16 protein-coding genes are annotated in these 26284 nt (G+C 51.0%); 9 read left to right on the top strand and 7 right to left on the bottom strand.

Features of this window, described 5'->3' with window-relative positions:
* Positions 1-83: 83 nt before the first annotated feature.
* A complete protein-coding gene (locus ACOOGA_RS13580) occupies positions 84-3353 on the bottom strand; it encodes a VPS10 domain-containing protein (protein ID WP_417460048.1) in 3270 nt (1089 codons plus the stop codon).
* A 191-nt stretch (positions 3354-3544) separates the two neighbouring features.
* Positions 3545-5632 carry a TonB-dependent receptor plug domain-containing protein gene (locus ACOOGA_RS13585; RefSeq protein ID WP_417460049.1) on the bottom strand — a complete coding sequence of 696 codons (2088 nt, stop codon included), beginning with the start codon at positions 5630-5632 and terminating at the stop codon, positions 3545-3547.
* A gap of 238 nt (positions 5633-5870) precedes the next feature.
* On the opposite strand from ACOOGA_RS13585, the gene ACOOGA_RS13590 reads away from it, so the two are divergent.
* Positions 5871-6023 (top strand): hypothetical protein, encoded by a 153-nt coding sequence (locus ACOOGA_RS13590; protein ID WP_417460050.1) that lies wholly within the window; start codon positions 5871-5873, stop codon positions 6021-6023.
* The gene (locus ACOOGA_RS13595; protein ID WP_417460051.1) at positions 6023-6784 is read left to right on the top strand and encodes a hypothetical protein; all 762 of its coding nucleotides are present in this window, start codon (positions 6023-6025) and stop codon (positions 6782-6784) included. The genes ACOOGA_RS13590 and ACOOGA_RS13595 overlap by 1 nt, the downstream gene beginning before the upstream one ends.
* 230 nt (positions 6785-7014) lie before the next feature.
* Here ACOOGA_RS13595 and ACOOGA_RS13600 read toward each other — a convergent pair whose 3' ends face one another.
* Complete coding sequence (locus ACOOGA_RS13600) at positions 7015-7179, bottom strand: hypothetical protein (RefSeq protein WP_420428881.1); 165 nt, start codon at positions 7177-7179, stop codon at positions 7015-7017.
* 82 nt (positions 7180-7261) lie between these two features.
* Between ACOOGA_RS13600 and ACOOGA_RS13605 the strand changes: the two genes are divergently transcribed.
* The 6 genes from ACOOGA_RS13605 to ACOOGA_RS13630 all read left to right on the top strand — a co-directional run bounded on the left by ACOOGA_RS13605 (position 7262) and on the right by ACOOGA_RS13630 (position 17557).
* Positions 7262-8665, top strand: coding sequence for a S41 family peptidase (locus ACOOGA_RS13605; protein ID WP_417460052.1), 1404 nt, complete (start codon positions 7262-7264; stop codon positions 8663-8665).
* A 66-nt stretch (positions 8666-8731) separates the two neighbouring features.
* Positions 8732-9427: a response regulator transcription factor gene (locus ACOOGA_RS13610; protein WP_417460053.1), complete on the top strand. Its 696-nt coding sequence runs from the start codon at positions 8732-8734 to the stop codon at positions 9425-9427.
* Entirely contained in the window at positions 9411-10661 is a 1251-nt protein-coding gene (locus tag ACOOGA_RS13615; protein WP_417460054.1) for a sensor histidine kinase, read from the top strand. Before ACOOGA_RS13610 ends, ACOOGA_RS13615 begins: the two co-directional genes overlap by 17 nt.
* 1014 nt (positions 10662-11675) lie before the next feature.
* The gene (locus ACOOGA_RS13620) at positions 11676-13391 is read left to right on the top strand and encodes an amidohydrolase (RefSeq protein ID WP_417460055.1); all 1716 of its coding nucleotides are present in this window, start codon (positions 11676-11678) and stop codon (positions 13389-13391) included.
* Between the two features lie 184 nt (positions 13392-13575).
* Positions 13576-15045 (top strand): serine hydrolase domain-containing protein, encoded by a 1470-nt coding sequence (locus tag ACOOGA_RS13625; protein ID WP_417460056.1) that lies wholly within the window; start codon positions 13576-13578, stop codon positions 15043-15045.
* A 328-nt stretch (positions 15046-15373) separates the two neighbouring features.
* Positions 15374-17557 (top strand): TonB-dependent receptor, encoded by a 2184-nt coding sequence (locus ACOOGA_RS13630; RefSeq protein ID WP_417460057.1) that lies wholly within the window; start codon positions 15374-15376, stop codon positions 17555-17557.
* Between the two features lie 302 nt (positions 17558-17859).
* Here the strand turns inward: ACOOGA_RS13630 and bla are convergent, their stop codons facing one another.
* The 4 genes from bla to ACOOGA_RS13650 form a co-directional block, all read right to left on the bottom strand.
* Positions 17860-18939, bottom strand: coding sequence for a class A beta-lactamase (gene bla / locus ACOOGA_RS13635; RefSeq protein ID WP_417460058.1), 1080 nt, complete (start codon positions 18937-18939; stop codon positions 17860-17862).
* Positions 18936-19964: an N-acetyltransferase DgcN gene (dgcN, locus tag ACOOGA_RS13640; protein ID WP_417460088.1), complete on the bottom strand. Its 1029-nt coding sequence runs from the start codon at positions 19962-19964 to the stop codon at positions 18936-18938. Before dgcN ends, bla begins: the two co-directional genes overlap by 4 nt.
* A 432-nt stretch (positions 19965-20396) precedes the next feature.
* A complete protein-coding gene (locus ACOOGA_RS13645) occupies positions 20397-20906 on the bottom strand; it encodes an Lrp/AsnC family transcriptional regulator (protein WP_417460059.1) in 510 nt (169 codons plus the stop codon).
* A gap of 82 nt (positions 20907-20988) precedes the next feature.
* Positions 20989-22518, bottom strand: a complete 1530-nt coding sequence (locus tag ACOOGA_RS13650; protein WP_420428883.1) for an N-acyl-D-amino-acid deacylase family protein — start codon at positions 22516-22518, stop codon at positions 20989-20991.
* 1340 nt (positions 22519-23858) lie between these two features.
* Between ACOOGA_RS13650 and ACOOGA_RS13655 the strand changes: the two genes are divergently transcribed.
* Positions 23859-26273: a TonB-dependent receptor gene (locus tag ACOOGA_RS13655; protein WP_417460061.1), complete on the top strand. Its 2415-nt coding sequence runs from the start codon at positions 23859-23861 to the stop codon at positions 26271-26273.
* The last annotated feature ends 11 nt before the right edge of the window (positions 26274-26284 follow it).

Raw genomic sequence — 26284 nt, forward strand, 5'->3', positions numbered from 1 at the left:
ACCCCTAAAAGCATGAACCACCGGGGGAAACCCGGTGGTTCTTTGTTTTTCTGAGCCGCTATCTGGCTCGACCAAGCGACGTTTTAGTTCGCGTCCGGCAGCGTGCCAGCACCGCGTACCCATGGCGCACCAGCGTCCAGAAGCGCTTGTTCAAACGCCGGGATGGTGGTGTTCATCAGCGTTTCAAGCTGCGCTTTCACACCGGTGAAGGCATCAAGTGCATAACCCAACTGCTCCCGGCTTTGAGGCGTTGGCCCATAGCTTGTTGAACTGCTGGACTTGGCGAAGCTGACCCGGCTTGAGATGGTCTCAGGCGCTGCGCCCATCTGGTTACGGGACTGCTGGCCGTCAAGCGCTTCCTCAAGGCTGAACAGCTCAGCGCGGATGGCTGCGAACTGTGCCTCAAGGGCTGCTCTGTCCGCTGTGCGGTCAAGCGCCGTGCGGTAGCCGCTCAGCTTCTCCTGCAGGTCGCCAATGGTGATGCTGGCAGCCTTTACGGCAGCTTGTGCCTTGATCACCCGTTGCTGGAATGCCTGCGCCTCCTGCGGTGTGGCGCCGGCCAGCGTTGGCTTGACATGCTCGTTAACATTGAACGAGACAGGACCAACCAGTTCACGGATAGCACCATTTTGGCGAACATTGAGCGTGGCGGTATATTGTCCCGGCAGCGCCCTCACACCTTTAGGCTCGCCCATCCAGCTTGGCCGTGGTTCATTGGTGATGGCTGTTTTCATCGCGTGATGAAGATCCCATGCAACCCGGTGCACGCCTTTCTTGTTTGCCGCAGCCACATGCCGCACAACATTGCCGGCCCCGTCGCGAATGGTAACAAACACAGCAGGCTCTTCTTCCCGGCGTTCGGCTTCAAGCACATCCCACGCAGGGAACAATACACCCTTGCCATCTTTGACAGCTTTCTTGTCGGCCTCGACACGCTGTTCCTTGGCTGATTTGAAGTTGTCCTTCAGGTAATAGGTAAGCATTGCACCATAAGGCGGGTTTTCCGCGACCCATTGGTCGTCACCCTGGCTGTCGCTGTGAAGCTCATCTTCCACATAAAGCAGTGTCTCCGGGTCGGCGAACAACAGAGCTTCATTTTCAAGGGCTGCAGCATTGAGGCCCCGTAGCGGAGTATAGTCATCAAGGATGAAGATGCCGCGACCGAAGCTACCAGCCACAAGGTCGTTTTCCCGGCGCTGGATGCGGACATCCCGGAAGGAGATGGTTGGCACACCGCCTGTCAGCTCAATCCATTCTTTACCGCCATCAACCGTGAAATACAGGCCAAACTCGGTACCAAGGAACATCAGGTCCTTGTTCACATGGTCTTGTGTGATACGCCAGACGAGGTTTTTCTCCCCCAGGCCACCGGTGATCATCTGCCACGACTTGCCGCGGTTGGTACTCTTGATCAGGTAAGGCTTGTAGTCGCCTTCCTTGTGGTTATCGAGGGCAGCATAAACCGTATCGGCGTCGAAACGGTCGGCGCGGATATCGTTTACATACGCACGCTCTGGCACACCCTTGATTTTGCCGATCTCATAGCGGGTCCAGTTCTGGCCACCATCGGTGGTGACCTGAATGAGGCCGTCATCCGTGCCCACATAAAGGATGTTCTCGTCAACCGGGCTTTCTGCCACGTTTGCGATGGTGTGATAGTCAGACATGGCGTACAGGTCCCAGCCTGCCTCGCGGCTCCAGGTGCGGTCCATCATCGGCATATGCAGCCGGTTGCCGTTCCTTGTCAGGTCGCCCGATATCGGCGTCCAGCTATCGCCGCGGTCGTCTGACCGCCACAGGCGCTGTGACGCATGATAAAGCCGCTTCGGGTCGTGGTGCGATACGTTGATCGGCGCATCCCAGTTGAAGCGTTCGGCCGGATCACCCGGTTTGCCCTGGGGCTGGATGTAAGTGCTTTCGCGCAGCCTGCGGTCATGCCGGGAAAGGCTGCCTTTTTGCCATTGGCCGTAGACAATATCCGGATTGCCGGGTTCTGTTGCTGGCTGGTGGCCGTCTGCGCCCAGGATCAGGAACCAGTCTGAGTTCTTGATGCCGTCTGCGCGCATGGTGCGGCTTGGGCCGCCCTGCGTGGAGTTGTCCTGTGTGCCGCCGTAAACATTATAGAAGGGCAGGTCGTCGTCGGCTGCGATCTTGTAGAACTGCGTAACCGGGATGCCCTGCATGAAGCGCCATGTTGCCATGTCGTCCCGGCTTTCATAAAGCCCGCCGTCAGAGCCCACGAGAATGAAATCAGGGTCTGTGGGGTGGAAGGCAAAAGCGTGGTCATCCACGTGGCGGTTCTTCAGGTTCATGGTCTCCCATGTCTTGCCGCCATCCTTGGAGACAGCGCTCGCATTGTTGGACATATAGATCATGTCGAACGTGTCAGGGTCCGCGAAAATTTCCTGATAGTAGTGAGGCCCGGTGCCGCCCGCGACCTTGTCTGACATTTTCTCCCAGCTTGCGCCTTTGTCGGAAGACCGCCAGAAACCGCCCTTGCGCTCGTCAAGCTCAATGGCGGCATACACTACGTTCGGATCGATCGGTGACACAGCGATGCTGGATTTGCCCATGTTTTCCTTGGGCAGGCCGTTTTTCAGTTTCACCCATGTTTCGCCGCCGTCATCAGATGTATGAAGCGCGGAACCTGGCCCCGTGTTCACAAGGGCTGCAACGGTGCGCTGGCGCTGCCATGTGGCGGCATAAAGCTTGTCCGGGTTTTGAGGGTCGATGGCTACAGAGCCAACCCCGGTCCATTCATCACCCTCAAGCACATTGCGCCATGTTTTGCCGCCGTCTGTGGTCTTATAGAGGCCGCGTTCGCCACCCTTTGACCACAAAGGCCCCTGCGCCGATACCCAGACGGTGTTCGAATCGGTGGGGTGCACAATGATGTCACCAATGTGCTCAGATTTGGTGAGACCCATGTTCTTCCATGTCTTGCCACCATCAAGCGACTTATAAACACCGTCGCCAAACGCGATATGGCGGCCCGCGTTGTTTTCGCCCGTGCCCACCCAGATGATGTTCGGGTTGCTTGGATCGATTGTGACATCGCCGATTGAATAGACGTCCTGTTTGTCAAAAATTGGTGTCCATGTGGTGCCCGCATTTACGGTTTTCCACACACCGCCTGAGCCAATGCCCACATACCATGTGTTTGGCGCGGTTTGATCAACTGCGATGTCCGCCACCCGGCCAGACATATAGCCCGGGCCAATATTCCTGACCTTGAGGCCATCGAATGTCTTGGCTGACATTGGTTTCTGTGGTTTCTGTTCTGCGTCGTCTGCGCCCATCGCCGGTGTGGCAGCGAGCATCATTGCAAGTGCAATATTTATCCCGATTTTCATAGGTGTCCCCCCGTTTGTATCGGTTCTCTTCAATTCTCTGTTGGAAGATGTCCCCCCAACGCCCTTTGATTGTCTATGGTCAGACAAATCTCACACGTTACTCAATACCTAGATGGCGCTCCCGAACCGGGCGCTATGTTGGCATTTTTTAGTTCATCTGCACTTCACATATTCGCGAGGTGCTTATGTGGTCAGTCGCTCACGAGGCGAAGGCCCAGTTTGAATGTGCGGCCCGCGTCCGGCAGGCCAAGCTGGGGAAGCACTACAGCATTGGTGATATTATTGAGGGCGCCATAGACCTGCCAGATGCCGTAAGTGGTCATTTTGACCGGCATATAAAATTTGACATTGAACTCGGTTGAGCCACTAAGTCTTGCAACCGTGCCGTCTTCATTTTCATCAAAGGCATGGCTCAGATGGTTCATCTCTGCCCGCACATTGCCGCCGTTTGCAAAGCCATAGTTGGCGGCCAACAGCAGTTGGCCCTTGGGCCGCTGGTAAAGGGTAGGGCGGGTGCCGTCATCAAGCCTGTCAGCCTTCAACTCCTGCCAGAAAGCATTGGCTTCAAAGGTGACAGCACTAGAGGTCTGCCAGCTTGCCCCGGCCTCAATGCCGTATCCGTTTGAGCCGTCCAGATTGTAGCGCTGCCTGCGCGAGACACCGTCCACCGTCACGTTACGCTGCGAAAGCGTGTCGTCAATGCGGGTGAACCACGGGGTAAGTGTCAGCTCAAGCGGTAACGTGGCGGGTGCCCATGCGAAGGTAAGGTCGCCCACAAGCGCGGTTTCGGGTTTGAGGTCAGGGTTCAAAAGGAACCGGCCAAGCGCGTTGCCGTACAGCTCCCGCATGGTGGGGAAGCGTGTGCGCTGGCCTAGTGTGGCGGTGATCGTCAGCTCGTTTGATGCCTGCCATTCGGTCGCACCACTTGCAGCCCAGTTTGAGATGGCAGCCTGAACTGGCCGCCCGCCGGTAAGCGGTGTGGAAGCGCGGTCATACGCCAGCGAGAATGAGCTTTTCACCCTGCTACCAAGGGGGATATCCACCTCACCGCCGATGCTGATGAGCCGCTGGCGGAACTGCTCCGGCACGCTGTTGGTGTTTGCCGTGAGGTCGGTCTCCGTTTGTGTGTGCGTGCTTTCCTGCAGGGAGGTCACAAGGCGTGTGGTCAGGCTTTGCCAGTCGTGCGAGAGTACCAGCCGCCCGCCATAGGTACGGTCCCGGTCATCCTGCCGGTCCTCTGCCGTGCTGTAGGTGACATCACTGTAGGAGACGATCTTTTGCTCAAAGCGTTGGTGCCAGGCATTGATGCGCAGGCCGGTTGTCTCACTGAGCGCGATATCCCCGGCCAGGCCCAGTTGGGTCATATGCCAGTTGGGGTAGCGCCAGAAGCGCGGGTTGCCCTCTGCGGGGTCAATATGGGCGGCGGCAGCAATGCCTTTATCAGCATCGATATCCATGGCCGTGACACGGAGGGTGCCCCACTCCCGTTCAAGAGCGGCGGCGGCAAAAAAGCTGGTGCTCTCAAGGTCCGTGTTGGTTCGCCCGTCGCCAGTAAGCGGGTCATAGGGGATTGGCTCCCGGCTCGCGACGCTGACAGCGTCCCGGCTGAAATGGTTGGCCCCCAGTTGCACGTCTACCTCGCCGATGGGCACAAAAACTTCGCCCTCAACCAGATAGGAATTATGGCTGCCCACCTCGCTTCGGGCGTTCAGCTTGAAAGTTTCGCTCGTCTCGAAGGTGGAGATATCCACCACCCCAAGTACGGCATTGGCGCCGTATTCAATGGGTGCCGCGCTTTTGATGATGCTGACGTTTCTGATGAAACTTGCGGGGAAGAGGGAGAGGTCGGCGCGGCCGTCCCACGGCACGCTGATGGGGGCACCGTCAATGAATATTTGTGACTGGCGCTCCTCAGACCCGCGCAGCCTGAGCACGGCTTCCCCGCGAGAGTTGGTGCGAATGCCTACGCCCATCACAGCGCGGAACACCTCGGTAAAATCAGTGGGTAGCCTGCTCTCAATATCCTGCTCATTCAGGGACTGGGCGGGCTGAAGCGCGCGGTCTTCGCTTCTGACGGCAGTAACGCTGATTTCCTCAACGCTGCCCGGCGCGACATCCTCCGCAGCGGCTGCACAAGTGAGAGAGCCAGCCAGCATGCCGGTGGTGAGGGCGCCCGCGTTCAACGCTGCGCGGAAACTTCGCCCAATCCTTGCGCGCCTGTCTTCGCTGCACCTGTGCCGGGGCACTGCACCCCATGCTGTGTGCGGTTGTTTCCTCATGCGAGCCTCGCCGTTTATCGCCGTCTTTTTATGAAGGCTGAGATTTTGCGTTACCGCACTATAGGTATGGTCTTGCCGCAAGGAAACCCAACTTTTGATGGGTCTGTCGCGGATTACCTGCCGAGTACCGAAAAGGCATAGGATTGGCCTTTAGGGTACCAAATCCTGCTCGCTTGACTTGGGCTGAGCACAACTCATAGTGTTGTGCTCAGGTTTTGGGGGGCGGGAAACAACGAACATGCGTAGCAATATCGAAGCTGTTAAAAGCACGCTGGCACAGGTCTGCCTTTCAGATCTGATCACCGGTGTCCTTAAAGGCAAAAGCCTCAAGATGCACAAAACCGACCCGCAAACAGGCGAGAAGTCGGTCATTGAGTTGGGAGGCGACTAGTGGCTGGTAGCGCTCAAAAGATTGATGGGGTGCCCACATGGGTAAAGGATGGCTCGTGGCAGCCTTGGTACCTGAAACTGGTGAAGGGTATCAGGCGACATATGTTTTTGTTGTTGATATTGGTAGCCCTACTCTCGCAAGAGGCGGATGTCTACGCGCTCCTTTCTTTGCCGCTGGCAGTCCTGTTTGATTATATTTTAGGGAAAACTTCTTGGATTTCAAATACACGATCAACAGCTATTTACTTAGCGGTTACAACCGATAATAGGGCTCATGTAGGTGAGAATTTTCTAGAGGTATGCCGTCGGGACAGGCCTTTTCTAACTTACGCTATTACCTTCCTGGTCTCAGTTGCTCCCACCGTTATCTATTTAATTTTGGAACTGGAGCTGCCGAACATTTTCAAGTTCTACTATATGTTCTTTTTAATGCTCATGAGTTGTTCGTTTGCATTTACCGCCTACTCCGCTCGAGGTATGAGGGCTAGGTCGAAGGTCGGTCCATTAGAGTTTGCATATAAATTTGGTTTGCTGGACGTCAATCTTCCTTCGGCCATAGCGGTAAAAAGTCTTGTGTTCGTGTTTCCTGGGTTGCTGGCTTTTTGGGGCCTGACTTACGGAGCATCGGGGTTCTCTATTATCCATCTGGGGGCACTGTATTTTTGCGCCACCTGCATACACTACATCTATAGAGCAGAATACAATCTATCACTGTATTTTGTGGCCAAGAACTGTCGTGTAAATTGGGGAGGTGCAGAGTGAGTTCTATTGTTAGTCAAGAGACCGAAACAACTGTCCTGAGTGATGGGGATGTCAGTTCGCCCAGGAATTCTGGGCAATAAGTACCTAGAAAGTATCATAGTCAGAGTTGAGCTATAGTCATCCGCTGATAAATGGGCAATGGAGGGCTAAGCTATGCCAGGCGCTACGCCCTCTTTGAATGATACCCTTCTTGTACAGCGATGAATTAGTGCAGGCTTAGCCAACGTCGGCTATACATTGAGAGCGTTGATGCAGAGGAGGGTGCCGCCATCGGCGACCCTTGGTCTAATCTGGTCAACACCCATGTGATTAGGCTTATGAAAGCCGATAAGTTTGTTGATGCTTGAGGCGACAACAGGCAACGTCAATACCTTGTGGTTCCTGATGCCTTTCATCGGTGGGCTATATGCCTGCCTTGACAAAAGCTTCACATCGCCCGCGTTAGGCTCCTGCCAAATCAATAAGAAGGAACCAACGATGGCACGGATGAACTCACTTTATATCATGGTTTTTGCATGCTTTCTGAGTGCATGCTCAGACCCTCACCTGGATATTTTCCCCCCGCTTGAAGACCCGAAGCTTGTTAGCGAAAAGCTGGCGGTTGACAAGATGCGCGAGGATGTTGACGCTTTCTATTATGGGGCGCTTGAACGCCACCCAAGCCTTGCGGATTATGCTGATCAGGCCGCGCTGAAGGCCGCGGTGGCTGAGATCAAGGCGGGTATCAGCGAGCCTCTCACCCGGCTTGAGTTTTTCCGCCACGTGGGGCAATTGACCCATAAGTTCGGCGATGGTCACTCCATGCTTATCTGGCCCTATCAGGAATATGAAGCGCTTCGGGAAGCAGGCACCAAACCCTTCCCCTTCTTGGTTCATATCGACCAGAAAGACCAACTTCTGATCAAGGAAGGGCAGAGCGATGCCAAGGGTGTGCATATTGCTGCGGGCAGCCGTATCGCCTCGATTAACGGCATTCCGGCTGATCAGTTGATCAATACCATGCAGCGCTATGTGGGCGGTGAAACGGAATATCTGCGCAAGCAATTTGTTGCGGGGCGGTTCCCTATCTATCTCTGGGCTGTTTACGGCATTGCGGGTGATTTTTCGCTGGAGCTTGAAACGGGGGCGAATACCGTCTCGCAGACCATCACCAACACGCAAGACTGGCAGGTAAAAGGCGGGGCTGGGGAAAATGGTCAGGCTTTCTCCTATCGCATGCTGCCGGACGGTACCGCTTTCCTGCATATCGGGCATTTTGATATCGACCCCGACTGGTTTGAGAACTTTACCGATGAAGCTTTTACAGCTTTCCAAAAAGCGGGTGCGTCATCGCTTATAATCGATGTGCGTGAGAACACCGGCGGCAACACAGATACGGCGATGTATCTTGCGCGCTATATTGCCGACAAGCCTTTCCGTATGATCTCCCGCATGCGGGAGAAATTGAACCACGATAACCGCGGCTTCATGAACTATAAGGGCGAGGTTGGTGAAGTCATCGATACCGCATGGGACGACTGGATCGACCCCGTGGGCGACACAAAACGCTGGCGTGGCAGCACTTATGTGCTTATCAGCCCGATCACTTATTCCTCCGGTATTGTGTTTGCCTCAACGGTGAAAGATTTTGGCTTCGCCACACTCATCGGGCAGGAAACCGGCGGCAACGCCAACCAGACAGCGCAGGGGAACCTTTTTAACCTACCGCACTCCCAGTTGAGGGCCTACATTACAACCCGCATGCTGGTGCGCCCAAGTGGCTCGCTTGCGCCCGGTGGGGTAAAGCCGGACCATAGCGTGCACGCCACCCAGGTAACGCTGCGTGATGGCCGGGACGTAGAGCTTGAGAAAGCACTTGCGCTGATAGACGAAAGCCGATGACATGAGGGGCCTTCGGGCCCCCGTTTTTTGGGCCTGTTGATGGGGCCACTGCAGATAAGGAAAACCATGAGCCACACGCGCGTCCTGATTGTTGAAGATAATCACGCCATTGCCGAACAGCTGTATGACTATCTCAGCGAACGGCAGTTTGTGGTGGATTATGCCGACACAGGACGCCGCGCGCTTGCGCTTGTTGATGACCATGATTTTGACGTGGTGGTGCTTGACCTGATGCTGCCAGACGCAGACGGTGTGGACCTCTGCGCTCAGTTGAAGGCAAAAGCCCGCGTTAATATGCCCGTTCTCATGCTCACCGCGCGAGACAGCCTTGCCGATAAGGGTTTGGGCTTCGCAGCCGGAGCAGATGACTATCTTACCAAACCGTTTGAGCTGGCAGAGGTTGCCATGCGGTGCGGCGCCCTGGCGCGCAGGCATCAATTGCATAAATCATCCACCCTCACGATCGGTGATCTGGTAATCGATACGGGCCAGCGGCAGGTTCGCCGTATGGGCCAGCCCATTGAGCTGAGTGCAACAGATTATGCCATCCTGAAGGCTTTGGCGGATGCTTATCCCAACGCCGTCAGCCGTCATGAACTGGTGACAAAAGTGTGGGGAGACGACTTCCCCGACAGTGACGCCCTGCGTTCGCACATCTATACGCTCAGGAAAGCTGTCGATAAGGCGTTTGATCACGCTATGATCAAAACCATTCACGGGGTTGGTTTTAAACTGGATGCAGGCAGTGACACAAAAACATAGCATCAGAGGGCGCATTTACCTGCTTTTTGCCGCTTTTACGCTGTTCACCTGTCTTTGCTACAGCCTGTTTCTTCTCGCCTATTCCTGGATGGTGGAAGACAATGTTTTCAACAAAATCGTCTCCAATGAAGCGTATTACATTGCCACTCAGTTTAAAGCCAATGGCGACATAGTGGCACCTCGTGCGCCTTTCCTCGCCTTGTATGAAAGCTGGGCTGCCTTGCCCGGTGATATGTACCAGCAACATTTAAAAGACCCGGCACGTATTGAATTTACGGGCAGCGACGGAGGCACGCTCCATTTGCATCCAATCACGCTGGGGGATGACGTCCGGATTTTGGTTGCAGATGTCAGTGCCTTTGAAGTTGGCGGCGAATATCTGCCCTACGTTACGCTCACGCTTGTGGGCATTTTGGCGCTTTTTCTGGCGCTCGCGCTCCTGATCGCATGGCCTTTGGCAAGTGCTGCATCCAAGCCGCTGGTGGCGCTGAAGGAAAAGGTGGAGGCTATTGATCTAGACAAGGTTGAGCCGGGTTTTGCCGCCGCTTTCCCGGAGAATGAGATCGGCTATCTGGCGCATGAGATCGAGCACAGCCTTCTCCATATCAAGGCCATGCTCAAGCGGGAATCTGACTTTACCCGCGATGTGAGCCACGAGCTTAGAACGCCCACAACCATTTTGAAAAACCTAGTGCAGCAAACGAATGGCGAGACGGTGCTGAGCACCAAGCAGGCCGTGCAGCTATCAACTGCCGTGCAGGAGCTTGAGCAAACCATCGATACGCTCCTGGCCCTTGCGCGGGAAGAAAGCCAGATGATGGAACCCGTGGTGTTCCTGAACCTGCTGGAAAGCAGTGTAATCCGCCACCCGGACTTGGCGACGAGCGACAATTTTGACCTGAGTATCGATATTCCGGCCACGTTGCAGGTTCGGGCAAACCGCAACCTTTTGACCCTTCTGCTCAACAACCTCCTCACCAATGCTGTCACGCATGGCTCGGCCCCGTCCCTCACAATATTCGCGGATGACCATAAGATCATTTTCCAGAACCCGGTGAGCGAACCACTTCCCAGTGACCCGCTCTTGAGTAACAGCAAGGGCAGCCACAGCAACGGGCTCGGGCAGGGGCTTTATCTGGTGCGGCGCATCTGTGATGTTTTGGGCTGGCGGGTGGAGGCATACACCACCGGCAGCACGTTTGCCGTTGAGCTTGAATACCAATCAGCCGAATAAGTGGTTTTGTACCACCTTGGACTTAGGTTTCTGACAGCATAAAACAGGGTAGCGATCAGCCTTGTGCAAGTGCTCGGGTGATTAGGCGGATGTCCTTGGCCGCCTTCTCGGCCCCGCTTTTTGAACTTGCTGATTTTGCTCTCATCTTCATTCCTTACGTCATTACGATGAGACCAAAATCCTCCTTTAACAATATTGTCGCGTTTCAGAAAACGCCGGATTTTCGATTCATAATTAACAATGATTTAGCCTGAGTTGTATATCACAGGAGGCTGCTCGGTGGACGTATTTATGTCACAGGCTACCGGACAGAATTTTGTCCGCTCATCTGTGGACAGGTAGAAATAGCACGCCCGAATGTGCGTCTTTGAGCATTTAGGTCGAACTTAACTATCAAGTAAATACAGGCTCAGTTATGCAACGGCTTTGCTTCATGTGACCTTTATCCAAAGGGAAAAACGTGGAGGGCCACACTATGCAACACCAAAGAAATACAGAAAAATCCGTGTGGGCTGAACTGGGGCGCGGTAAGTCGCTGGCGACCACATTTTTATGACGTCGGAACTGGTTTAGTTATTGTTTTATATGAGTCTGGAATCCGGCATTTTCTGAAATGCGACACGCTGTCGCGCGTCACACATCACATGGATTCTGCGTCATAGTTTCCGGATAGCTCAATCACCTGAAACTTCAGGAAAGTTCGGCATCATTTTGAGGCGCATCAAATTGGGGCATTTCTTTATGAATATCGCCCGGAAGAGAATTAGTATTCCCTCGAAAATATCGCCGCCAAATACTCGCTTCGACCGCCTAGCACATAAATATGGCAGGAACGGACGCTTGGGGATGAGGAGAAACGAGTTTGAGCTGTTCGGGCTAAAATCTATGAAAAACTGGTTTCTCTTAATGTTTCTGACGGAAAGTAGCCGCTATTCAGGCCAATGCGCCTGCCAGGAAGCGATAGGCTATCTGATCATCAAATGCCTTCCAATATTCAACTAGGGAGTATGGTCAGTGAATGTATTGCGTTTTGCCATGATGGCCGCCATCTGCATTGGTGGCTTTTTGCCAAGTGCCGGCTCAGATGCCTTGGTTGGCGATAAACTCTATACAAATGCACATATCTGGACAGGCAATAATAAAGCCCCAAGAGCAGAGGCAATAGTTGTTAAAGGCGCGCGAATTTTAGCGCTCGGCACTACTGAAAACATACAGGCCTATGTGGATAAAAACACCCAGATAATAAACCTAGCTGGCGCTTTTGTTGTGCCGGGTTTTGTAGATAACCATGTTCATTTTCTGATGGCAGGCTCTGATTTAGCGAGCGTGAACCTGCGATCAGCGACCACCCCTAAAGGCTTCAAAAATAGGGTTGCTGAACATGTTAGAGATATGTCAGTCGATCAGTGGATTCTTGGCGGTAACTGGGACCATGAATTATGGGGAGGCTCGCTACCTGACAAAACATGGATTGATGATGTTACACCCGATAACCCCGTTGCGGTCAGGCGTCTTGATGGCCACATGGTGCTCGCAAACTCATATGCGCTGTCACTAGCCAATATCACACGTGATACCGTAGCACCCGAAGGTGGCGTGATCGTTAAAGATGACAGGGGAGAACCGACCGGCATTTTAAAAGACAATGCCATTGAATTGTTAATGAAGGTGATGCCGGTACCCAGTGCAGAGGAGATGGACAAAGCACTTGCAGCAGCAAGCCGGGCGGCCCTCTCAAATGGCATTACTCAAGTCCATGATATGGGGTACGATGAAGTTGGGGGTCTAACCTGGAATAATTTGGAAGCCTACCGCCGCGCCCGCAGAAATAACGCCCTCAAACTGCGTGTTTATAGCTTTATGCCCCTTACTGAGTGGCCACGTGTAGCTACTTATATCGACGATAACGGACGCGGTGATGATTGGCTGCGGTGGGGTGGTCTAAAAGGTTATATTGATGGGTCATTGGGCTCTGGCACAGCATGGTTCCATCAGCCCTACAAAAATGCGCCTGACAACAGCGGGTTTGCTGTTATTGGCACAACAAAATTATCCAACATGATCGAGGGCGCCGACGCCGCTGGCCTCCATGTTGCTATTCACGCTATCGGCGATCGCGCCAATGATAACCTTCTGGATATTTTTGAAACGGTATCCAAAAGGAATGGCGTTAAAGACAGACGCTTTCGTATCGAGCATGCCCAACATTTATCATCATCCGCGATAACACGTTTTGCAGTTCTGGGGGTCATTCCCTCCATGCAGCCATATCATGCTATTGATGATGGTCGGTGGGCGGAAAACAGCATTGGTGCGGATAGAATTAAACGCACATACCCGTTTCGCTCCTTACTGGATGCAGGTGCTTCCCTCACGTTTGGTTCCGACTGGTTTGTTGCACCCTTGTCACCCCTAGAAGGTATTTATGCTGCTGTTACCAGACGCACCATTGATAACAAAAACCCGGACGGCTGGGTACCTGAGCAAAGAATTACTGTGGAGGAAGCTCTGCGTGCTTACACTTCTGCAAATGCCTATGCAGGCTTTATGGAAAAGGGTACAGGCACTTTGGAAATAGGTAAGCTGGCTGACTTTACCGTTCTTTCAGAGAATATCCTGACGATAGAGCCGGTAAACATCCCTAATGTTAAGGTGCTTCGGACCGTCGTCGGAGGGCAAGACCAATATATTGCTGACGAAGGGCCGGTTGATCTGGGAACTGTAGAATAATTTTAACAGGCGAAACATATACCTTTTACTTTTGATTCAGCGGAATCTCCTGACGGACTCTTATATAATCAGCTTCGCCAGGCAACATTTGCTGATTCCGGCAATAAATCATTCCCGATATGCTGAGATTTAGCAAAGCTAGTTCAGATATTCAGGCTCAATAAACTAATAAAGGACGTGCCGTATGTTTTCCTCTTTTGCTAAAGCAAGTCTTATTTGTGGAATAAGTCTGTTTGCCATTTCATGTTCCGACCAAAAAATTCAAGAGCCTTTATCTGCGGCAAATATTGCTGCCATGGATGATGTATTCAGCAACATAGAGGCCGAGGCTCCCGGTTGTGTTTTAGGCGTGATGAAAGACGGCAAAATGCTATACCAAAATGGTTATGGCCTTGCGAACCTAGAGCACAATATACCAATCACGCCTGATACAGTTTTCCGCATTGCTTCAACTTCAAAGCAATTTACAGCAATGTCCACCATTATTCTGGCGCAGGAAGGCCGCATATCTCTCGATGATGATATCCGGAAATACGTGCCTGAAATGCCTGATTACGGGGAAAGGATAACCATTCAGAACCTGATAAACCACACAAGTGGCATCAGGGATTTCCTGACCCTTTTTTTTCTAAAGGGCTATAAGGACCAAGACTATTATACCGAAGTTGAACTTCTGGAAATGCTCGCCCGGCAAAAAGAACTAGACTTTATGCCTGGTGAGAAAATGTCATATTCAAACTCCGGGTATGTCCTACAATCTATCATTATCGAGCGGGTCACAGGTAAAACGCTCGCCCAGTATGCCAAAGAGAAGATATTTGACCCGCTTGGCATGAAAAACACACATTTTCATAACGACATTACGCATCTCATTAAGAACCGCGCTTACGGATATACACCGGATCTGAAAGATGGTGGTTATAAAGTTGGCGGCACGCCACAAGAGCTTATTGGTGATGGCGGTGTTTTCACTACAGTTGGTGATCTCGCTCTATATGACAACGACTTTTACGAAGGCACGGTCTGGAGTCCTCATGTGAAGGAAAACATGATTACGCCTGGCCTTCAAAATGACGGTAACCCGGCCACATATTTTCCAGATGTATATTATGCGGGCGGCCTCATCATTGGCAAGAACAGGGGCGTGCCCTATGTGCGGCACGCGGGCCAGTTCGCAGGATTTATAACAGACTTCATTCGGTACCCTGATCATAAATTATCTGTTGCGGTCTTGTGTAATGGTGGTGATCTCATAGCCCCAGAGTACACGGGTAAAATATCAGATATTTTCCTGGAAGCCCATTACACAGAGGCTGAGGCGGTTGACGAAACCGATACTGTTGAGAATGATGATAATGAAATTCCTGACTCTACGTTAGATGCCATTGTGGGCACGTATTATAACGAAGACCTTGATGTAAATTATAAAATTGTCCGCAAGGGAAAGTCTCTAGATCTATTAATTGGAAAGCGCCCCACACGGGTATCCTTTGAAGATCTACAACTGCCCATTTTTGATCTAGGCGATGACGTAATAGGCAACCAATATATCAAGATAAACGTTGTAAAAGATGGCCAGGGACGAGTGACCGCCCTCGACTTCACCGATTTTAGTGTGGTTAAAAATCTATATTTCAAACGTATAGACGGCTAATTTTCTCACCATAGAAATAAGGCACAGTGCTGCGAAAAACACTGTGCCTTATTTTATTATAGGCCTCTCAGGCTCCACCATACCAGCTCAAGAGAATTCCGCTGCGAAACGCTGCTGAAGGCCCAAATATGGGCTTTTCCTCCCTATCAATACAGCCGATCCATCGGAGCAACTTTGGTACAGTGACCTTTGAGGCCCTCTTGGCAGTTCATTCCTATAGTAGCCGTTGAGAACGCAGACAGTCTGTATACAGCGAGAATACTGGAAGCCTGTAACCAAGCCTCATCTACCAACGCTGTATCAGTTATAATCATGATGGGAGTAAACGATGAAAAGCCGATATAATTACAAAGAACGGCGTAAACTAACATGGATGGCAACTACTGTTCTTGCCGGGATGTTTATACCGGCCGTTGCTGCACAAGACAATGTAACCGCGCCAGAAAATAACGATGATGCCACTTTCAACATGGAAGAAATTGTTATCACCGCAACCAAGCGTGAAGCAAAGTTACAAGATGTACCGTTAAGTGTTCGCGCCTTGCAAGGTGACGACCTGATCAGAATTGGTGCCGTAGATTTAGACAGTTATGCCCGTACTGTCCCTGGAATTTCCCTTGATGAAAGTGGCCCTGGCCAAAACCGCGTTAACATACGTGGACTTGCGTCTGTTTCTGGCCGGGCCTCAACTGTTGGCTACTACATTGACGGCATCGCACAATCACAAAATGAGCAAAGTGACCTTGAATTATATGACGTCCGATCCGTAGAAATCCTACGTGGTCCACAAGGTACACTATACGGGGAAGGCTCAATTGGTGGCTCGATTCTGGTAAGCACCAATAAACCCAGCATGGAGGGTTTTGAAGTATCTGGTGATCTGGAACTATCTTCAATATCCAAAGGCGGTGAAGGTTATGCAGCCAGAGGCATGGTTAACGTTCCTCTCGTAGACGACATATTGGCTATGAGGTTTGTTGGTTACTACCGTGACGATTCAGGTTTTATTGACAACATCACAACCGGTAAAAAAGACGTCAATGATATGGAACGCAAAGGGGGACGCGTTCAGTTTCTATACCAGCCGAATGAAGAGTTTGATGTCACACTGGGTGCCTACTATCAGAAAATGACAACGGGGTCGCTGCAAACGCAAAACCCGCGTATTGGCGTGCGATATCAAACGCGAGCGCCAATTGACGAAAGTAACATTCAGAACATTTTCCAGGTAAGCGCAAATGCAAACTATGATTTTGGCGCGGCGACACTGACGTCTGTCACAGGATATTATGAGCGTGATCAAGAGCTAAACCAGATTTTCTCACAGTTTATAGCATTTGGCGGTTCTGATGATGAATTTGCAGGGCGAAAAAACGACGAGCCTACCAGCATATTCAATCATGAAATGCGCCTGGTTTCGAACGGTGACGAAAAGTTCGATTGGCTCTTTGGTGTATATTATAACCGCCGCAACCAGAGCTTTAACCAGGACATCTTTTTTGTAACGGACGGTGCGCTGGACGCCGATCCTTTTATTAGCTTTCTTGAAGAGTTCAAAATTCGCCAATACGCTGTTTTTGGTGAAGGCAGCTACGAACTTACCGAGAATTTGGACCTGACATTAGGGCTGCGTTACTACAGGGAAGTATATAGTTATAACGGCTCCGAAAGCTTCTTCGGCGGCGCCCCGACTTTGAAAACACCGCCAAACGGCAATGACACCAACTGGTCTCCAAAGTTTGCTTTAACCTATAAAGCAACGGAAGATTTAAACCTGTATGCAAATGTTACAAAGGGGTACCGCGCCGGTGGGCACACTGCCAACAACCCAGTTGATACACCGCCCGGCCTGACCGAGAAAGAATTCACTTTCTTCCAACCAGATGTAAGCTGGAATTATGAAGCTGGTTTCAAAGGCAGTTTTGCTGACGGCAAACTTATTGTGAATGCTGCGGCATATTATATTGAATGGCAAAATATGCAGGTCTTTGATCAGTTCCTGAATACTGATGTTGGCGATTTTGTTAGCTATATATCCAATGCAGGGTCGGCAGAGAGTAAAGGTTTTGAACTGGAAGTATTTGCACGACCGATTGACGGCTTAAGTGTAAACGCCGGCATCGCATACACGGATGCAACCCTTACAGAAGATGCCCCCGTTATTGATGGTTATAAAGGTGATAGCCTTGGTGATATCCCAGACTGGACAGTATCACTTGATGCGCAATATGAGTTTAACCTAACGAATGACCTAGATGCCTACGTTGGTGGTAGCTACCAGTATATTGGCGAAGCAGCTGACAACTTCACAGCTGTGGTATTTGATGATGACCGATCTATTGATAGCTATAATATAGCCGGTTTGCGTGTTGGTATTCGGTCAGACAACTGGGAATTCCGCTTGTTTGCAGACAATCTGTTCAACGAATACAACGTATTGTCATATCTGGTAATTCAAGAAGTCTTGTTACCTCCGCGCAAAGTTGGGGCGAAGTTCTCATTCCACTTCTAAACCCTCCTCTTTACCAAACATAATCGCTTGATAATTCTTATAGCCCCTGCCTATCGGCGGGGGCTTTTTAAGTGGTCGCAGACAAAACCGAACACCAGGATTGTAGCCGTGGAAGCAAGACACTGAAGCCTAGTGGCCAGAGAAGATCATATGGTCAATCGGCTATTTCGTGCGAGGCGCTGGCCTGAACAAGGAACAACCCCACCATGACGTGAAGGCGGAGTTATTCCCGAGGAAGAAGCCAGGATGAATGCGGAGCGAGAGCGGAGGGAGAAGGCCACGGGTAAACCCGTGGCCCTATGTCACTGGTTTACAATGGTGTAAACGAAATAATTGTATGCGGCCTGGGCGATATCCGCGATAATTTCTTCATTGAATTCAATCGATTGATCGGCATTCGTAGTATAGACAACAATCGCCAGATTCCCCTTACCTTCAGGCAACTGAATTACGCCAGCATTATTGGTTACGCCAAACGATGAATCCAGTGTGCCCGTTTTGTGCATCACAAGGGTACCTTGCGGCAATTTGCCCTTTATTCGGGCGTCACCTGTCTCACAACGCGCCATTATTTCCTGCAAAAGCTGCGTACTGGTGTCACTTAAGACATTATCAGACCAAACTTTTTCAAGAAACTTCACCATCGCCGCTGGCGTCGCCTTGTCTCGGGTGTCGTTAGTTAAATATGCAGCAAGTGAAGGGTCCGCTTCCGCGAGCTTCAATTTATCGTCCATTGCTTGCAAGTGCTCTGGTGTCATCTGGTCCCATGCGGCAGCAAACGAAAGGCCGTCCTCCCGAACCAGTTTGGTGAGGGGAGCATAATTGGCAAAATCCAAAATCAGATCTTTTGTGCCGCGTGCGACGACCATATCCTGGACATCCATCGATTGCAGCATTGCCGTCACAGCTTCAGCACCACCAACAACACGCAGTAGAACATCTGTTGCTGTGTTGTCACTTAACACCATCATCAACTCAAGCAGATTGGACAGGGAAATAGCGACAGGCCCGCGACCAAAACGTTCTTCAATAACGCTCCACTTTACATATTCATCTTTACGAACAGTAATTAGGTCATCCAGAGACAGTTTACCTTCATCAACCATCTGCAACAAACGTACGGCCATCGGTATCTTATATGTGCTGGCCATGAAAAACTTCACATCGGCATTCAAATAAAATGATTGACCTGTTTCCAGGTGGCGAACCGCCACCCCCACATTCCCTGCATTGCGTGCGGCTATGTGCGAAACTTGCTGTTGCAACACCCCAAAATCAATGGATGTCTGGTAAGTTGGCCTCACAGCTTCAGCATAGGCAGGCATAATATTGGCCCCAAACATAAGGGCAGCCAAAGCAGCGGCGCTATAGCGATGGATCATGGTCTGTCTCCCGAGCTATCGTTTATTTTCAACATTCTATCAACAATGGCCGCAACCCCTGTTCTTACTGGGTCGCAGCACGGCAAATTATGGTGGTGTTCCAGGCGGACAAGATACTTGTGGGCCTCGATATCATTTAGTTTTGAGGTGTTGATACTCATACCAACAAACTGAGCATTCGGGGCAGTAAGCGATGCAGCAGCTATATATGTTTCCATACAGTGGCCAAATTCCGGGATTGGAAAATCCAGATAGTCTTCAATCGTTTCCCTGGTAGCGTCATGACAAAGCACCAAGGCATCTGGTTGGCTGCCGTGCAATAGCCCTAAGGTAACACCAGCAAAAGCCGGGTGAAATAAAGACCCCTGACCCTCCACTACGTCCCAATGATCAGCTGCATTATCCGGCGATAAGCTTTCAGCCGCACCAGAGATGAAGTCCGACACAACAGCGTCAACACATACTCCTGATCGGGCAATGAATACGCCTGTTTGGCCCGTTGCACGAAACGTGGCGTCACACCCTCTCATGCGTAGTTCTTTTTCGATCGCGAGCGATGTGTACATTTTGCCAACAGAGCAATCCGTTCCAACTGTTAGCAAGCGATTACCTGTTCGCTCCACACCTGAGCCCACGCGAAAGACTTGCTCAGGCTGACGAATATCGTAGAGTTTTCTGCCGTACTTCTCAGCCAGGTTACGCAGTTCGGCTATGTCATTAAGCCTAGCGTGCAGGCCCGCGGCAACGTCAAGGCCGGCCTCTAGCGCAGACTTCAAAACAGGCAGCCAATCGGGTGCGATGACCCCGCCAAAATTGGCAACTCCAATCACCAGGCACTTTGCACCAGATTTCACCGCCTGCTGCACAGTCATGTCAGCTAGGGACAGATCAACCGTTCCGTTCTCAAGGCGAATTTGGCATACACAATTCTCACGTTGCCAATGGGCAATTCCGGCGGCTGTTTTTGCGTTACTGACGTCAGTTTCATTGCCAAGAAACAGAGCATAAGGTGTTGGCAAAGCGATAGGCATAAAATGAACCTTTTCTGCATAATCAAGATCGACGGGGGCAAGTTGCTCTCTTCGATATTTAAGTATGCCAAGGTCTCATCGATGATTTTCAATGAATATATAGAATTAACTGCCTAGATCGTCTTCTTGTTCTGCTTAGGTCAGCAGCTCTCACCATATACTTGGAAGTGAACCGCCGGTTAGGGGCTTGGCTCGGTTGCACCAGCATCTGGTTACCCCGGATTCCAGGCCGGGCTCTAACGCGGGAAGCAGGGGTTCAATGATGAGGCGCTCCTTGTCACTTCGGACAAACCCACCCTATAAAATTTCCTATTTGGGAGCTTGGAATCACAGTCCACCTAAAGGGCGCAATATTTTGAATGAAGAGGTTCGCCCTAGTGATCCTTACTAGCTGTAGAGTGACGCATCGTTTTCCCAAAACGCCATTCACTCTTCATTTGCTACGGCAATAACGCTCTGGATACTAACATCATTCATTGTCTTCACTGATTTGGTGACCGGATATGTCCTATAGTCAAACGTTACGTCTTTCTGGTTCATCATGCGCTCGATAATCTCTTGGTATTTCTCAACGCTGACTGCGGCAATCTTCACCATATAATCCTGCGAGCCGAGCACAGCCTCACATTCAACGACTTCAGGCATTCGTTTGATCATGTCTTCAAAACGATGTGTTGCATGCATGGAATAGTTTTCCAGCTTAACTTCAACACGGAAGAAAGAAATATTGACCAGCTTTGAGAGATCGATATCCGCATGATATCCTCTAATAACTTTTTCTTTCTCAAGCCGCTTCATACGCTCCCAACATGGGGAGGCAGACAAACCCACTTCTTCAGATAGCTGCACTTTTGTGATGCGGCCTTGTTTCAACAAAGCCGTTATGATTTTATAATCGAGCCTATCCAAGTTCAGAGGGTTATTATATCGGGTCACGGTCGGTTTCCTTAGTGTCTATCATTCACAAAACTATGTCATACAGCTAGACTACGTTACTCCGTCCAATAATAAGAAGTCCCTATTTGACTGGCTGATCTGAAAGTTTCTTGATCAGCTTACCGGCCCGGGCACCGGTTGGTTTATCATTCCGGAATGTCAACTCACCGTTCACCCACACTTTGACAACACCTTCTGACTGGCGGGATCTGTCCTGATATGTTGCTTTATCAATGATAGTCTCAGCATCAAATAAGACCAGGTCAGCAACATAGCCCGGCGCAATAACACCACGGTCTGTAATACCAACATGCTTTGCTGCCACAGAAGTCATTTTACGTACCGCTTCTTCCAGGCTTAGTGCCCCATCTTCCCGAACATAGCGGCCTAGCACACGAGGGTAGCTTCCCACCCCCCTTGGGTGCCCTATATGTGCTCCATCGGTGCAAAGGTTTGTATGGTCCCATTTCAGCAACGTCACAATGTCTTCTGTGGCCATACTGCGGCCCATAACAGCATCTGTAATCTGGTCGCTGTGCGGGTTTTCATGTTGCCATTTCTCTGATTTTTTTAAGAGCATAATATATGTATCAATTGGGTCCTCAGCTCGCTCTTCTGCAATCTGTGCGAGCGATTTTCCTACAAAGGAGGGGTCTGCCGCAAACGCCACGAGTATAAGTCCATCTGGTGGTACAAGTTCGCTAAGGGCAAATTGAATTGCCGCCCGATCATCAAAATTTCGCTCAGGTAGCAGCACCGATAAATTGGAAGCCCAATATTCATAGGGATAGATGTCTGCGCTAATATCAACACCTTCTGAACGGGCACTATCAAGCCGCTCAATCAGTTCATCAGCCCGCCCCCAAAGGCTTTTCATGGCTAACTTGATATGTGAAATTTGCACTGCCATGCCAGTCTCGCGGCCAATGGTTATAATTTCATCCACAGCCTGAAACAACTGTCTGTCTTCGCTTCTAATGTGGCTGATATAACGCCCGCCAAGGCTCGCGGTTGTCTGCGCCAGTGTCATTATTTCGTTCGCATCTGAATAAATGCCCGGGTCATATTCAAGGCCGGTCGACAGGCCCAATCCTCCGGCTGCCATCTCAGCCACCAGAAGGTCTTGCATTTCAGAGAGTTCACCAGGTGTTGCCACTCGTTTATAATTTTCGCCCATCACACTGGCACGCAGGGAGTTGTGCCCGATATATGAGGCAATATTGACAGCAGCGGGCCGCTCGCCACGCCGTTGGTAAAAGTCGACAAGCGGATAGTTTGAAAAACCGTCCTGCCCCAGGACAATGGTCGTTATACCCTGGCTGGTAGCCGCAACCGCATCAAGTCGCTGCTCCATATCAGCATCATGGTGGCTATGGGTGTCGATAAATCCAGGTGCTAAAACCAGCCCTTCGCCATCAATGATCTGTTCACCGGCAAGGAAAGTTAAACTGCCAACTGCTTCTATGATGCCATTATTGACCCTGACAGAACCATGCTGTTTCGGGCTACCTTTCCCGTCTACAATAACAACATTGTCAATCACCCATGACGATGGGGCCGCTGTAACCTGTTCACATGCGGCTAAAAACAAAACGCAAAGAACAGCTGGCATGTGATAAAAGCGTAGGCGCATACCGATTTCTCTCTCAGATAAACTACATTAAATACAACACTTTATAGTATTGAACCTCCACCAAAGATTCTGCTAAAAATCGCCATTGAACTACAATAATAGCTGGCGTGCATATGCTAAAACACCAGAAACGCCTTGAGGTAAGGAGCTGGTACGGAGGTTATATTTATCGCTGAAATTGTTGTATGAATGGCCGCCGGATTTCCAGGCGGCTTGCTTGGCGCTAAATGTCACAAGCACTTCATATATGTCATCAGGTACCCGTATAGGATTCAAGCGTGACGCGGCAGGCCTCTCTTTCATCACTGTTCATGGTCATCGTCCTTCGTGCAAATTAAATTACACGTGATGTCCCACGAGGTCGTACATTCCAACACTTTTAGTAACGTCACGGAAGCTGACTCTACGTTCTAGTAAACAATCATTCCGAGCGGTTTTGATCTTAACTGCCGAAAAATAAAGTCTCAGGAGGTTTGATTGAAGGCCGATCAACCTCGAAAGCCGTTCGACTTCTCCCTGAGATCATGTATCATTACCTATCGTTGACTTGGGGCATCGTGCCTCACCAATTCAAGCTGTCTTTTATGCCGTGGTATTTATGCGGCATAGAGATTGGTGTCTGAGCTACTCGAGGACTACGAGAATAGTCCTAAAATGAAGAGGGCTGACCCTTGCATAAGCAGCGGAGCCAGCCGTATTGCCTGTAGAATAACACCAATGAACCTGGAGAGGCAATAACTTCAATTCCGCTTTGCGTTACTCGCCTCACTCCCCTTCGCACCTTGGAAATTGCCGCGACTAGCTGAAGTTAGGTCAACTATACCACCAACGGGCCTTCTTTCTTCAGGGATAGGAAGTGGGTAGTTGACGTCGATATTTTCAAAGGAACGATATTTCTCTTCCGCGCAATATTCATAAAGAAATGTGCCAGTTTGATGCGCCTCAAAATGGTGCAGAACTTTCCCAAAATTTCAGGTGAACGAAATATCCGGAAACTGTGACGCAGAATCCGGTGATTTGTGACGCGCGACAACCACACTTGTCGCGTTTCAGAAAACGCCGGATTCCAGACTCATATAAAACAATAACTTAACGCAGTTCCGACGTCATAAAAATGTGGTCGTCAGCGAAAATCGTGTCACAGACTACCGGACAGAATTTTGTCCGCTATTTTGTGAACAGGTAGAAATAGCACGCCTGAATGCGCGCCTTTGAGCATTTAGGTCGAACTTAACTATCAAGTAAATTCGGGCTCAATTGTGTGATGGCTTTGCTTCATGTGACCTTAATTCAAAGGGAAAAACGTGGAGGGCCACACTATGCAACACCAGAGAAATACAGAAAAATCCATGCGGGCTGAACTGGGGCGCGGTAAGTCGCTGACGGCATCGGCAATCGTACTGGCGCTAAGTTCAAGCATATCACATCATGCACTTGCGCAAGCCGCGCAGAGCGGCGGAAGCTCGACAAGCGAGTTTGAAATTGAAGAGGTGGTTGTCACGGCCACGCGGCGCGAAGCGTCAATCGACAAAGTGCCCATGAGCATCTCGGCCTTCTCGGGCGCTGAGCTTGAAGCCAAAACCATAAAGGCGATTGACGATGTAGCTCGGTTCACGCCGGGTGTGCACTTCGCCCCTGCAGACGGTTTGGTAAATAGCATCTCCATTCGTGGCGTGGCGTCTGGCGTGGGTGCATCCACAACCGGTATTTATGTTGACGATACACCGATACAGGTGCGCTCAGGTACCGGTGTGGTGACCGAGACTACCTATCCGCAGATTTTCGATCTCCAGCGCGTGGAGGTTTTGCGCGGTCCTCAGGGCACATTGTTCGGGACCGGATCCATGGGCGGCACCATTCGCTTCATTACGCCAGAACCCGGGCTCCAGGATTATACCGGGCACGCCAAAAGCGAGATCAGCACCACCGAAGGCGGCGAAGCGAGTTATGAGATGGGCGCCGCTGTTGGCGGGCCGCTGATTGAAGACAAGCTCGGCTTTCGTGCCAGCTTGCTTTACCGCAAGGCAGGGGGGTACGTCGACCGCACGCCGTTCACTGGCACTGACGTGACGGAAGAAGACATCAATGCCGACAAAACAGTTGTTTTCCGTGGAGCCCTCAAGCTTGCGGCAACGGATAATCTGACAATTTCGCCCTCGATCCTCTATCAGGACAGAAACAGCCACGATAGCCACTATTGGAACAGTCTGTCAGACAGGGATAGCTCGGACTTTGTGACCGGCAATACCCAGGCAGAACCTATTGATGACAAATATTCTCTCAGCGCGCTGAAGATCGAATGGGACATCGGCGACATGCAGCTTATTTCAAACACGTCCTATTTTGACCGGAAGCTGGACCGTCTCTCAGACTATTCCAACTTTATCTGGCAGGCCCTTGTGGGAGACCCGATTCCGGTTGAGCCACTGGCTGAATACCGTGCAGTTTCAAACTCCGGCGTCACCCAGAAAGACTTTACGCAGGAATTTCGTTTGCAATCGGGCGATGCCGACAGCCGTTTCAATTGGGTGGTTGGTGCTATTTTCCAGCGCGCGCGTCTGCAAACCTACCAACTTGTTATCGATCCTTTTTTGCCTGAACTGACAGACAGCATCTATGGCTGCACACTTGAGGCAGATGATTGTTTTGGTGACGGCCTTGTGGACGGTATCTACAGCGGCACCATTGATCAAACCGCCATCGATAAACAGGCAGCAATATTTGGTGAGGCAGAATATGCAATTCTCGACAATCTCAAGCTAACAGTGGGCCTCCGGTATGCCCATACAAAGCTGGATTTTGAGCGTGAAGTAGCGGGTCCGCTGCTGTGCAGCATCTGTAACAGTCAACCTGAACCCAGCGGCGGTAACACACCGGTTGAAAAACCGCTGACGCCGAAAGTTTCCCTGAGCTGGGAACCGAGCCTCGACACCACACTTTATGTAACAGCCGGTAAAGGCTACCGGGTTGGCGGCGTGAACTTCGCGCCCACACCGACGGGTAGCCCTGGTTGCCCTGCAGGAGTGCAGGCACCTGAAACCTATGCGTCAGATGACCTCTGGAGCTACGAAGTTGGCGGTAAAACCAGACTGTCTGGCGGGCGGGTGAAACTGCAGGGCAGCGCCTACTACATCAAGTGGAATGATGTGCAACAGTATGTCACCAACACCGGGTGTATCACCTCTGCTTACAAAGACAATCTCGGTACAGTGGAAATCAAGGGCTTTGATTTTGGAGTGTTAGTGCAGCCGGTTGCCAATCTGATACTGGAAGCTTCTGGCAGTTACACTGATGCGCAATATAATCAAACGGTCTATGGCGCACCGGACAGTGGTACGGGCGCGCCGACCATTATTGCCAACGACGGGAATTCAACCGGCGTTGCACCATGGAACCTGCAGTTCTCGGGTCAGTATGATTATACGCTGATGTCAAGGCAGGCGTTTGTGCGGGTCGATTATACCTATGCCTCACGCAACAATGTGAACACACCGGTGCAGGATCCGCTTACCACCAGCTACGACCCTGATATGTTTACCGATCCTGCCGTTGCCATGTTGGGTGCACGCCTTGGTGTCGCTGTTGGTGCTTTTGACCTGGCAATCTATGGCACCAACCTTTTGAACAAAAGCCCCGCCATTGGCCGGTACCACGACAGCCTTGGTAGCCCGCTCTATTATTCAACTACCATCAGGCCGCGTACCATTGGCCTGAGCGCGGCCGTGCGATTCTAAAAGGGAAGGCA

Source organism: Kordiimonas sp., assembly GCF_965216265.1.
In the GTDB taxonomy this organism is placed as follows: Bacteria; Pseudomonadota; Alphaproteobacteria; order Sphingomonadales; family Kordiimonadaceae; genus Kordiimonas.

Coding starts and splice junctions, on each gene's coding strand:
- ACOOGA_RS13580 (WP_417460048.1), bottom strand. CDS start 3,353: ATGAAAATCGGGATAAATATTGCACTTGCAATGATGCTCGCTGCCACA.
- ACOOGA_RS13585 (WP_417460049.1), bottom strand. CDS start 5,632: ATGAGGAAACAACCGCACACAGCATGGGGTGCAGTGCCCCGGCACAGG.
- ACOOGA_RS13590 (WP_417460050.1), top strand. CDS start 5,871: ATGCGTAGCAATATCGAAGCTGTTAAAAGCACGCTGGCACAGGTCTGC.
- ACOOGA_RS13600 (WP_420428881.1), bottom strand. CDS start 7,179: ATGAAAGGCATCAGGAACCACAAGGTATTGACGTTGCCTGTTGTCGCC.
- ACOOGA_RS13605 (WP_417460052.1), top strand. CDS start 7,262: ATGGCACGGATGAACTCACTTTATATCATGGTTTTTGCATGCTTTCTG.
- ACOOGA_RS13610 (WP_417460053.1), top strand. CDS start 8,732: ATGAGCCACACGCGCGTCCTGATTGTTGAAGATAATCACGCCATTGCC.
- ACOOGA_RS13625 (WP_417460056.1), top strand. CDS start 13,576: ATGTTTTCCTCTTTTGCTAAAGCAAGTCTTATTTGTGGAATAAGTCTG.
- ACOOGA_RS13630 (WP_417460057.1), top strand. CDS start 15,374: ATGAAAAGCCGATATAATTACAAAGAACGGCGTAAACTAACATGGATG.
- bla (WP_417460058.1), bottom strand. CDS start 18,939: ATGATCCATCGCTATAGCGCCGCTGCTTTGGCTGCCCTTATGTTTGGG.
- ACOOGA_RS13650 (WP_420428883.1), bottom strand. CDS start 22,518: ATGCCAGCTGTTCTTTGCGTTTTGTTTTTAGCCGCATGTGAACAGGTT.
- ACOOGA_RS13655 (WP_417460061.1), top strand. CDS start 23,859: ATGCAACACCAGAGAAATACAGAAAAATCCATGCGGGCTGAACTGGGG.